4 protein-coding genes are annotated in these 12,367 nt (G+C 49.6%); 2 read left to right on the top strand and 2 right to left on the bottom strand.

Going from position 1 to position 12,367, the window contains the following annotated elements; translation table 11 throughout:
* Window positions 1-30 precede the first annotated feature (30 nt).
* Window positions 31-9,186: a T1SS-143 repeat domain-containing protein gene (locus AC6R10_RS13240; RefSeq protein ID WP_500672518.1), complete on the top strand. Its 9,156-nt coding sequence runs from the start codon at window positions 31-33 to the stop codon at window positions 9,184-9,186.
* Between the two features lie 67 nt (window positions 9,187-9,253).
* Here AC6R10_RS13240 and AC6R10_RS13235 read toward each other — a convergent pair whose 3' ends face one another.
* A complete protein-coding gene (locus AC6R10_RS13235; RefSeq protein WP_500626767.1) occupies window positions 9,254-9,865 on the bottom strand; it encodes a TetR/AcrR family transcriptional regulator in 612 nt (203 codons plus the stop codon).
* 110 nt (window positions 9,866-9,975) lie between these two features.
* Between AC6R10_RS13235 and AC6R10_RS13230 the strand changes: the two genes are divergently transcribed.
* A complete protein-coding gene (locus AC6R10_RS13230; protein WP_500672517.1) occupies window positions 9,976-11,136 on the top strand; it encodes an MBL fold metallo-hydrolase in 1,161 nt (386 codons plus the stop codon).
* Between the two features lie 67 nt (window positions 11,137-11,203).
* On the opposite strand, the gene AC6R10_RS13225 is transcribed toward AC6R10_RS13230, so the two are convergent.
* Window positions 11,204-12,301 carry a mechanosensitive ion channel family protein gene (locus AC6R10_RS13225; protein ID WP_500632077.1) on the bottom strand — a complete coding sequence of 366 codons (1,098 nt, stop codon included), beginning with the start codon at window positions 12,299-12,301 and terminating at the stop codon, window positions 11,204-11,206.
* Between the last annotated feature and the right edge of the window lie 66 nt (window positions 12,302-12,367).

Here is a 12,367-nt window from a genome sequence, read left to right as displayed (position 1 = left end):
ATCGCGGTAGACAGCGACGGCGATGACTCGGTGTCGGTGAATCTCGCGATCACCGTCAATGACGACATTCAGACGGTGGTAGATGGCGAGATAAAGGTCACCGAGCCTGATACGCAGTACGATAACGAATCTCAGCCGATTACGCTCATCAGTGCGTCGGGCGCCGAGCAAGGCGTGGTGACGCAGTTCACCTTTGATGGCGGCGACCCGATTCCGTTAGTCGACGGTCAAAGTGAATACTTGGTCACCGACGGTAAAGTGATTGTGTCTGCTGATGGCACGCTCTCGTTTGCGCCAGACAGAAACATCGATCATCACTCAGCCAGTGACGTGGTGAGCCACACCTTAGTGGCGACCATTGAAGATGGCGATGGTGACGTGTTGACCAGCACGGTGGCTATCGATATTACCGATGGTAATGACCCCATCATCACTCAAATCGAGACCGCGCAAGTCTCAGAATCTGGTTTAACGGGCGGCACGCAAGCGGGTCAAACCACGGTGCAAGATAGCGGCAAAATCACCATCGATGTCGGCAGTGATGACATTGCCGCGCTGACACTCGATTTAGCGCGCTTTACCGAACAATCGACATTGAAAGCGCAAGGGCAAACCGTGCGCTTGATAGAAGACTCTGATGTGCCCGGTCAATACCTGGGGGTGATCACCGTTGACGGGCAAGAGGTGCCTGTTTTTGAGGTCGCGCTCGTTCAAGCCACCCTTAAAGATTACACCTTTACCTTGCTCAGACCGCTCGATCACAGCGGTGATAATGATGAGAGCTTGGTGATTAACTTGCCGCTGGTCGCGGTGGACAGCGATGGTGATGAATCAGCATCGGTGAATCTCGCGATCACAGTGAATGACGACATTCAGACGGTGGTAGATGGCGAGATAAAGGTCACTGAGCCTGATACGCAGTACGATAACGAATCACAGCCGATTACGCTCATCAGTGCGTCGGGCGCCGAGCAAGGCGTGGTGACGCAATTCACCTTTGATGGCGGTGACCCGATCACGTTAGTGGACGGTCAAAGTGAGTATGTCGTTACCGACGGCAAAGTGATCGTCTCTGCCGATGGCACGCTCTGGTTTGCGCCAGACAGAAACATCGATCACTCAGCCAGTGACGTGGTGAGCCACACCTTAGTGGCGACCATTAAAGATGGCGATGGTGACGTGCTGACCAGCACGGTGGCTATCGACATAGAAGATGGCAACCTTCCTGTGATCACTCAAGTGTCTGGTGGCAGTGTCTTTGAAGCGGGACTTTCCAGCGGTTCTGGAGGAGAGAATACGAATCTCGACGTCAGAGGTACTGTTACCATGACGACAGGCAGTGATGATATTGCCAAGCTGGCGTTTGATTTGGAGCAGTTCAATGATCTCAATAACGAAGGTATCTACGCCTCCGGTCAACGTATTAGGGTCGAAGAAAAGTCTGCTGAGCCAGGCAGTTATGTAGGCTATATCGAACTTGATGGTGAAAAACTACCCATATTTGAGCTGGATTTAGGTCAGCCGTCGCTGAGTGACTATCACTTCACCTTACTGGCTAATATCGATCACACCGTGCAAGGCCTTGATAACCAGATCATTGCTTTACCTATTGTCGCGATAGATGCTGATGGCGACGCGTCTTCAAGCGCAGACATTGAAATCAGTGTCACCGATGATATTGCCAGCATCGACGGGTTAAGTAGTACCAGCGAGTGGAATGTCGAAGAAGCCAATATTGAGGGCAGTGGTGCATGGGTCGAAGGGCAACTGGAATATACGCAGGGCGCGGATGGCGTGGTGAGTTTTGCGCTCAGCAATCTCGCTCAGACTCAAAGTGGCCTGACTTCGGGCGGTACTCCTGTCGTCATTCAACTGATTGAAGGCGCAGATGGTACGACAAGCTATCAAGGTATCGCCAATCAGCAACCAGTCTTTACTTTAGTTCTTGGTGATGACGGCAGTTATCGCTATCAGCAACTGAGGGCTTTAGACCATGCTGAAGACTCCAATGTTCTGACCATTCCTTTTGATGTGGTAGCTGTGGACGGCGATGGGGATCGCTCTTCTGCATTTCGTCTCGGAATCAATGTTGCGGATGACGCACCCACTTTAAGTGGTTGGAGTGGGGGCAATGCCGTCGATGAAGATGACATTGAGTCTATTGGTTCAGATCAAAGTGAGTCAAGTCGCGTCTCGGGGCAGTTTGCGGTCGATGACGGTGTGGATGGTGTCACCGAGTATCGATTAATGGACGCGGACGCCATTTTGGCCAGTGTCAGTTCGGGTGAAGACGCTTTAGTCTGGCAAGATGTGATTAACACTGGCTCCACATGGAGCTACACCGCCGTCACAGCAACCAATGCCACCCCGGTTTTCCGAATCATATTTGATACGCAAGATGACAGTTATGCGTTCGAGTTGTTGGGGCCAATTGATCATCCGGTCGCAACCAGTGAAGACGATGTGACGCTCTACTTCACTGTAGCAGCGGTAGATTATGATCACGATGCAAGTAACGTACTGACATTGCCGATTGTGATTACTGATGATATTCCAACCTTGGCTGACCAATCCATCACCAAAGTAGAAGGCAGCGGGTTCGGCCGTACGAGCGTCAACTTCTTTGACCAGATAACGGACCAAGGGGCTGACCGTGCGGAATTAACACGTCTAGAAGGAGGAGTCAGTGGTGATGGCAATCCGATCGTATTTAGAGTCTCAGCCAATACCTATGAAAGCGCCATTGAACTCTCAAGTGGGCAACAAACCGTGCGAGTCTTTGAGCAGCTAGGTGGGGATGACGCCCCCAGAGAGTTAGGTGAGCTGCGTATTAACAGCGATGGCTTGGTTCAATTTAAAGCCAACGGTTATTTGGATCATGATGGTGACGACATCACGTTCAGTGTCCATGCCATTGCGACTGATGGCGATGACGATATTGATCAAGCGACGTTAGATGTCACCATCACAGACAGAAACGCCCGCACGATCAATTTAAATGTCACCACCTTTGAAGATGCCGGTCGAGATGCATCTATTGTTTACGCCGCTGGTGATGAGCCTGAGCGCGAGAACATCAATGACAATCAATCAGAGCTTGATAATGCACCGGCAAAATTGAGCGTGCAGGTCAATCTCTATGATGTCGATAATGACGAGTCGATTGGCGCGTTGACCATCATTGGTGGTAATTACTCAGGGACATTCTATTACCAAGACAGTACCGGTGTATTCCACGCCATTAAACAGGATACAGATGGAAAACTGCGTTTAGATGGCAGTGAACTGGTGCAGAGCCAAGCTCAAGATGGCAACAATGTCATTGCCACTATTGATAACCTCTACTTTGTACCTGATCGTAACTTGGCCACCAATGGCAATATGACTGTGCGGTATTCACTGGATATCCTCAACGGCACCGAAGTGGATCACAGCGTGAGTGGCCGAATTCTAATTGACGTTCAGTCGGTTGCAGACATTGCTGTTTGGGATGAAGCAAATAGCATCGATCACTATGAAGTGCTTGAGGATGATAGCAACATCACACTCACACTACACGCCCAGACCCAAGACACCAGTGCGCCAGAGACCATTACCTATGAACTTCGAGCAGTGACGGGAGACTTCGAACTGCTCGATAAAGACGGTCAGCCGCTGACGGCAAATAGTGATGGTGTTTATCTTGTATCTTCCAGCGATATCAATTCGATTCAGATTGATCCTGCGAAGCACTTTTCGGGGCAAATTCAACTGAGTGTGGTTGCAATCAGTGAAGAAGAGGTGAATCCATACATCGTCGGTTCTGTCGATAAGTCGACGGCGCGATCCGAGGCGAAAACCATCACTATCGATGTGGCGCCACATGCCGATACTGGCACACTCAAAGTGAGCCGGATTCGCATCAATGAAGACAACATCGCAGACCCAGACAATACCGATCTGCAAGGCAATCGTGATCCATTGACGTTGGATGAGGTGATTGAAATGTTGCCTTCGGCAGACGCAGATGGCTCTGAAGTCCTGTTTGTGCGTATCGCCAATATCACCGAGGGTGCGTCGCTGGCTTGGGTCGGTACGGGCGACAGCCCAATTGTGGAGATCAACGTCGATGGCGTAACGTACCAAGAGATCCCATATGCCGTTATTTCGCAGGTTGAAGTCGTGCCCGCTGCGCACAGCAATGAAGATTTCCGCTTTGAAGTGACGGGTGTCATGAGAGATTGTGCGTCACTGTCTGATGACGCGACGTTGAGTGCTACACACGATGCCTACATCGGGCCTAAAGTGGTCAATGTTGAAGTGAAAGGGGTGGCTGATGTTCCGATACTCAACGATGAATTTGATTCGGGCTGGGTAGCGGTGACCGATAATGGCCAAATGCGTATCGAGACCACCATTGAAGAGAGCCAAAATGCGAGCAACTTTGCACAACTTGATTTTGAAGTGATCTCCGGTGAAAGGGCGCAAGCGCTGACGGATAACTCAGAGACGCTCAGTGTGATTTTGTCGAACATTCCACAAGGGGTGGTAATCGAGGATACGGATGGCAGTGTCATTGACTTAAACTTCATCGGCTATGTGAATGGTCAACCTAGCTACGAGGCGAACATTACCGGTGCGATCAATGATTCTGGTATCGTTATTCGCCCTGTCGATTCCTCAACCCAAAATATCGATATTACCGCCACCATTGTCGTCACAGAAAACGATGGTCACAGCTTAAGTTTTGATACTGACATTCGCGTCAATGTCGCCCCTGTCATTGATGCCTCAGATCAATACACCAACCGCTCGGTGGGCAATGAGGATTCAGCTATTAATATCGATTGGCACCCCAAAGGGAGCGACTATATTGATAGCGATGAGCACTTTACGTCGATCACGATCACTGGTATTCCAAGCGGAGCGATGATTAACGTCAACAACTCAGATGTCAGTGTCGACGTGACGCAAGACGCCAATGGGGTAAGTACTTTGGTCGTCACGCCTAACGGACTTAGCCATGAGGCGTTCACTCAAGTCGCGTTAGAAGCGGACTTTATTCAACTCACCCCTGCCAAAGATGCCAGTACTAATTTCACGCTCTCGACAAGCGTCGAGATAGAAGAGCGCGATGTCGAATACACCAGTGATGATATTGTCGGTGAAGGCGGTCGTGTTAGCGAGATACTCACAGGCTCAATAGACGTGGTGGTGCGTCCAGTCGTCGAGCCACAAGATGAAAACAATGGCCTGCGTTTATCTAATGAGCAAGGCGTGGTGTTTGAACCTCTCTCTTTGACAGGAGATGGGCAGCTAAACTATGTGCCTATCGTCGCGACGTCGGGTGCGATTACGTTTACCACTAATCAAGACAATCCTGATCTCAATGATGAGGTCATCATCTCGTACCAAGAAACGGATAACTCGTCGGTCGAGTTGGTCTCTCAAGTGGTGCTTGAACTGAGTTATGTACCAGACCCTAATAATCCTCTTAAAGATCTAACGTTACCAGACTCTGTACTGGATCAGTTGCTGGTGACAGGGGCGACCTATGAAGGCAATGGGCGCTGGGTGATCACTGACGAGAGTAATTTCAGTGTCAAAGCACCAGAAGGACTTAACTTTGGTGATATCGATTTAACCGGTACGAATGAGCTCCAGATGACCCTGCACACCCAAGTGGTCGACCCCGGTGATATTGATGCCAATGGTGAACTCCTGGAGCCGAATGAATCATCGACTGGTGCTCAGCGCTCAACCAGCGTTGTTATCGCTTTTGCAAAACAGATTATTCCGGGAGATGAGGTGGCCGCAGAGATCGCCATCACAGACGATCAGATTGTGACGGCGCAAGAAGATACGGTTGTCAATCTCGGTCAGCAGATGACCACACTGAGCGTGTTGTCGTTGAGCGGCGCTATCGATGGCTCGCCTGATGAGGTCACCTTGGTGTTTGAACCAAGCGTTGAGATAGGAGGTGTTGTTTATCCGATCACGATTCAAGGGGGCGATGTCGATTTCGTTAACGGTAAGTTTGTTTATCAGACACAATACAATGACGGCGCTTTGGGTTCTATCGATGGTTTGTCGCTTGTGCTGCCAAACGATTACTCCGGTGATTTTCTATTACCGTTTACGGTGATCAGCAAAGATACCACCAGCGGTGATGAAAACGTCGCGTCTGCCAGTGTGATCGTGCAAGTTGCCCCTGTCGCCGATGTGGAGAGTGGTAACAGCGCCAAACCGAGTTTTTCTATCGATGTTCTAGGTTCACTGGACGAAGACATGAGCGCTATTGACGCTGATAACAACGGCCAATCCGATGCTATCGGCTATGAAGACAGTTACATTCAGCTTGCCGTCACCCACGCCATTGCTGATCAATTGAACGGTGAGAGTGAAGGTGGACAGGAAACCCTGAATCAAGTGATGTTGACGTTGGCCAATTCTAATGTGGGCGCCTTTTATCAAGTGGTCGATGACGGGACAGGTGGTCAAGTTTATCAATGGGTAGGTACCTCGGTGTCATTTGATCAGCAAGCCATCAATGACGGAGCATTAGATACGTTATTGTTCAAGCCAGCGTTAAACTATCCGTCTGCAGATGGCAATAATCAGGTGGTGGTGAATATTAGTGGTGAAGTTGTCGATAGCGCGGTCTTCAATCAGTCACCATCAACCGGAGAGGCAACCGATAGCCAAACGTTCACCACGTCGGTGAGCTTTGAGGTCATGCCAGTGGTTGATGACGTGATCGTGTCAGGGCCTGGAAACTCTGCGGAAACGATAGAGATTGAAGGTAATGAAGATGAGCTGATAGCGCTTAGCGCATCGGGGCCGATCGATATTGCGCTCACCGACGATGATGGCTCCGAGCAGTTTGTGTCGATCAAGTTGACTGGGGTACCCGAGGGATTTTTACTGCTTGCCGATGCGGATAGCGACTACAGCGTGAAAAACAACGGCGACGGTGTGTGGAGTGTGCGTTTACCATCGGCGCAGATGACTCATGTGGATTTGAGTGGAATATCACTTCAAGCGCCGAAAGACTTCAGTGGTACGGTGGAGTTCAACCTAACGGTATTTACTCAAGAGTCACTGCTTGGTGTGCCAACGGAAGTGACAGCGCCGCTACCTAAATTTGTCGTTACCGTGAATCCAATAGGCGATGACGTCGACCTCGACAGCACGGATCGCATCGAAGGCTTGGAAGGAGATAACATCGATATCGAGGTAGATGCGTCAGTGATCGACAATGTGTACAGCGCCTCAAGCGTTTCAGGGGTGAATGAAAATGGTCCAGAAACCCTGCGGGTTACCGTCACAGATGTGCCTGAAGGCGCGAGTATTTACTATCCCGATGGCGTGACGCTAGCGCAGTTCGACGACGCGACACAGACATGGGTGCTCAATATCAATGCGCAGCATCTAGACAAAATCGTGTTCAATTCAGGTGATCGCAACAGCGATAGCCAAAGTGCGACGGCTATCGATAAGCCGTTGACAGTCAAAGTCCAATCGGTAGATAGCGACGCGCAAGGTGTTGAGGTATTAGGCACTCCGGCTGAGTTTTCGGTGATGCTGCTCATCGATGCAGTAAACGATCAGCCAAGGTTTGTTAATGTTTTGGATGTAGACACCTTAGAAGATACATCGGTGGCACTCAACACTTTGCAGATTGACGATATCGACAGCACGCTTGATGACCCGGATGCTATGTATCATCTCACTCTCAGCGTGGATAAGGGCTCATTGCTGGTGCTCAGTGATGCAGAACTCGTCTATGGCTTGATCACAGTGCAAGGGAGTGACGGTCAATGGATTTTGGAAGGCAAGTTGGCGAACATCAATGCTGCACTTGCGGCGTCTGTGGTCGTCTATCAGCCTGCGGACAATGCGAACGACTTGAATAGTGGTGGTCCTGCTCTCGTCACTGCCGAAGTGAACGATTTAGGTAATTTTGGCTTAGTCGATGATACCAACGCGTCAACCAGTCAGAGTGCACAAGCCTCGTTTGCGATTCGAGTCACTGAAGTGAATGATCAGCCTGTCGCGGCCTCGTTGGATCTAGGTACCATGTCCGAAGAAGGCTCGATAGTCATTAGCGCGCAATCACTGATTGATGCCAGCTCAGATATTGATGGCGATACGTTGAAAGTGATCAATCTTCAACTGATGGAAGGGGTAGGGAACCTGGTTGCAAGCTCTGACGGTTTATCTTGGACTTTTACCGCAGGTGAAAACTACTCTGGGCCTGTGCGGTTTAGCTACACCATCGAAGACAATGGTCAAACCCAAGGCAATGATGACTTTCTTCAAGATACCGCGGAGCTGCAACTGCATGTTCAAGGCGTGAGTGACATACCGACACTGACAATTGCCCCAGAAAATGAGGCAATCAAACACATCACTGCCAGTCAAAGCGTGAGCAACCAAGGTATTGCGTTGCTCGGTATTGTCGCAGCACTCACCGACAGTAGTGAAGAACTGAGCTTGTTGATTGAGGGAGTACCAGAAGGCGCAGTGCTAAGTAGCGACAGCGGTACGGTAGTCAACGAGAGTGGGGATTGGTATGCCAGTGCCGATGCGATTAATTCTCTACAAATACAAAACGTTAGCCTAGGTGAGTATTCCTTGACGTTAACCGCAGTATCGACAGAGATTGAAGAGGGCATTGGGAGCGACAGCGCTTTCTCTGAACCCATCGAGTTGTCACTGACGGTGGTAGAGGAGGCCAGTGACATTGATGGCTCTTCACAAACCCGTCCTCAGTGGATCATTGCAGGTGACCAAGATACTCAACTGGTCGGGGGCAGTGGTGATGACATCATTGTCAGTGGTTTAGGTTCTGATATTCTCACCGGTGGTCCGGGAATGGACACCTTTGTGTGGAACAGCATTGAAGATGGCGCGGCAGATACGGTCACGGATCTCAATATCGCAGAGGGCGATAGGATTGATTTGAGGGAACTGCTTCCTGAGCTCAAAGCCAATCAGGTGGATATGGATGTGCTGCTCAGTCATGTCAATGCCAGACTGGTCGATGATGATGATATCGAGCTGGAGATCCATCCCGAGGGAGAAAACGGTGCGCGTCAAACTGTGACGTTAAAAGATCTTGGTCAGCAAATCAGTTTTGCTGAGATGGACTCATCGCAGATTGTCTCCACCCTAATTGAGCGCAATGTGATCATGCACGATTAGCGTCATTAAGCTAGCCAACCGAAAGATTGGCTAGCTTGACGCTGACTTCTTAGGGCTTGGAAGTCAGCTATTTGCTGCGAACGTAAGCGGCGCAGAACGTGACCACCGCCTGATCGATGGCGGCGTCAACCGCATCATCACTGGGTGTTGGCAGATGGCCAAGCAGTTGAGGCCAAAAGATCACGGCTTTGATTGAGCCAATAAATTGATCGATGGCGAGTGGAATGTTGGCGATCTCGAGTATACCTGCGTCGATGCCCTGCTGCGCCCAGCGGTACAAGCCGTAAGAATCCTCAATTGAGGAGAATTTCTCCATCATTAAGGCGGACGTCTCTGCGCAGCGCATACACTCGGTCATCACCATGCGCGCCGTCATCTGGAAATCGTCATTGTTGATGTGACACATCTGTTTGCGTGTGATGGCTTTAAGCTGCTGCTCTATTGCAACAGAAGTGTCAAACTTCAGGTCGTTTTGGTCATCAAAGCGACACATCAGCTTGTCTACAATAACCTCAAACAGGGCATCTTTGTTTGGGTAGTACTTGTAGAGCGTACGTTTTGATACGCCCGCATGGCGAGAAATCCCTTCCATACTCGATTGCTCAAAGCCTTTTTTTGCAAAGACTTCGATGGCGGATTTGATGATATCTTCTTGTTTTATATCGCTTCTAGTGCTCATTAGCCGAACCCAACAAAACTAAAAGTAAACGATAGTGTTTACTTTCTTTAGGATAGAACCTAAAGTATACACCATCGTTTACTTTTTTGGGTAGCCAATAGGTCATGAAAATGAGCAACGTGATTAAAGCCTCAGTGATTTCTGCGTTAGGTGTCGTAGGATTAAGTCAATTTAGCAAAGCCAATCCCGATTCAGCCCTCGCTCGTAGCGAGCAACAGCGCGCTGAGCGCATCGCCCAGTCGCCTCAGTTTCAAGGTGGTAAAGTGATCACTAGAATGCCTTCAGTGCCTTCTCCTGAAAGTATGTCTTCAGTGATGTGGACCTTCTTTTTTGAGCGCAGCTCCCTAAAGCCGCAAGGTTCTCTACCTAATAGGCCAGTTGATATCGAACGCTTGAATCAGCGTAGTGATGAGATGCGTGTCACTTGGCTTGGGCACTCGAGCCTGTTTATCGATATCGACAAAACGCGCATCCTTATCGATCCGGTTTTCGAATACGCTTCCCCGCGCCTAGCGAAGCGATGGTTTGATCGTAATGTGAGCGCGCCAGTCAGCCGTGAATCACTACCTACACCGGATGTGATTGTGATATCCCATGACCACTATGATCACTTAGAAGAGTCGACGGTTCGTTATTACGCCGATAAAGAGGTGTTGTTCTTTGTGCCTCTTGCGGTTGGTCGCCACCTCGAAAAATGGGGCGTGCCAGCGGAAAAAATCCAAGAGTTCGACTGGTGGGAGTCTGCTCGCGTGAACGGTGTTGAGCTGATAGCTGCACCCGCTAACCATAACTCAGGCCGCACGGGCTTTGACTCCAATACGACACTCTGGGCCTCTTGGGCAATCAAAGGTCAGCATGGTTCACTGTTTTATAGCGGCGACAGCGCGTATGACTATCATTTTGCTCAAATCGGCCAAAAGTTGGGCCCATTTGACATGGCCTTTATTGAGGTGGCGGCAAACGTTAAAGAGGGCAAAGGCTTCCCCGTTGAAAACTGGGGCCACATGCAGGCCAAACATACCATGCAAGCGTTCTTGGATTTAGAGGCTAAACACCTGTTCCCAGTGCATTGGTCCACGTTTGAGCTGTTTGCTCACAAATGGGATGAGCCGATGACAGACCTGATCGCGGAAGCGAAGCACGCTAACGCCCACTTGGTCACGCCGATGATTGGTGAGACGATTTTGGTCGGTGACGATATTCAAACCAGTTACTGGTGGCAAGAGCCTGTCACCTATCTGGCGAATGCCCAATTGAGCTACCAAAATTAGCCTGCGATCATCGCCTAACTTGTAGCTAAAAGCCTGCATTTTGCAGGCTTTTTGTGTTTCTGGATGGTCAAACTTGTTCGTCCGGGCCAATTAAGGGTGTTTGATTGGCGTCTATTTTGAGCGTTTGGGTTGGGAAGGCGATATCCGCTCCGTGACGGTGGACGATATCTAAAATCTGCAACAGCACATCTTGCTTTACTTTGTGAAAGCGAATCCAATTGACGGTTTTCGTAAAGGTGTAAACCATGATGGTGAGTGATGAGGGAGCAAAGCCATTAAAGTTAACAATCAAGGTCTGTTTGGCGTCAATATCTGGGTGATTTTGCAGCATGCTTTTGATGTCATTGGCGATCGGTTCGAGTTTGGTGCTGTCGTCATAGCGAATGCCGATGTTTTCGTGAATCCGACGGTTGAGCATGCGAGATGGGTTCTCCACTACAATACTGCTGAACACGGAGTTGGGCACATAAAGAGGACGTTTATCGAAGGTTCGGATGATGGTCATACGCCAACCAATTCGCTCGACGGTACCTTCAATTTCTCTGTCTGGTGAACGAACCCAATCGCCGACTTTAAATGGGCGATCAAAGTAAATCATCATGCCACCAAAGAAGTTTGACAGCAGATCTTTTGCGGCAAAACCGACCACTAAACCACCGACACCACCGAAGGTGAGTAAGCCTGATAAGCTTAGGCCGAATGTTTGCACAACGGTGAGTGCGCCAATGACGACAAAGAACAGGCGCGTCACTTTAGCGATGGCTTGTACCGTGGTTTCATCACGCTTCTTTTGTTTGAGAATGTACTCTTCAACATTGCTGATCAGGCGCATCACTACCCAGATGAAGATACCCACAACGAGAAAATGCTTTAATGTGCTTAACCAGTTGAGGTTAGAGTCAGTTTGCTCTTGCAAGACAAAGCCAAGAGAGATGGTCGCAGGCCAACACCAAATCAGCGTGCTAACGGGTGTTTTGAGCGCTGAAAGCACGAGGTCATCCCAATGGAAATGCGTTTTCTCCACCAAGACTTCTAAGCGCCCATACACCAGACGCCAGACTATCCAAGCGACAAAACTGGCGAGTGTGATGAAAATAACATTGCTGTTCCACTCTTTGATAAACAGCAGCACATCCTGTTGCCAAGCTAAGACTAACTCATTCATTTTATTTATCTTTGGGTTATGCGCAGAGGGTTCAGTATAGAGGTTTAGGTGAGCTGTGAAAACCAG

The sequence above is a fragment of the Vibrio sp. R12-SG2-ISO1 genome (assembly GCF_059834045.1).
The sequence above is the reverse complement of the archived record's forward strand: the minus strand, read 5'-3'. Positions and strand labels throughout refer to the sequence as shown.

What these genes read in the sequence shown, in the direction of transcription:
- AC6R10_RS13235 (WP_500626767.1), bottom strand. Translation starts at nt 9,865, where the DNA reads ATGAGCACTAGAAGCGATATAAAACAAGAAGATATCATCAAATCCGCC.
- AC6R10_RS13230 (WP_500672517.1), top strand. Translation starts at nt 9,976, where the DNA reads ATGAGCAACGTGATTAAAGCCTCAGTGATTTCTGCGTTAGGTGTCGTA.
- AC6R10_RS13225 (WP_500632077.1), bottom strand. Translation starts at nt 12,301, where the DNA reads ATGAATGAGTTAGTCTTAGCTTGGCAACAGGATGTGCTGCTGTTTATC.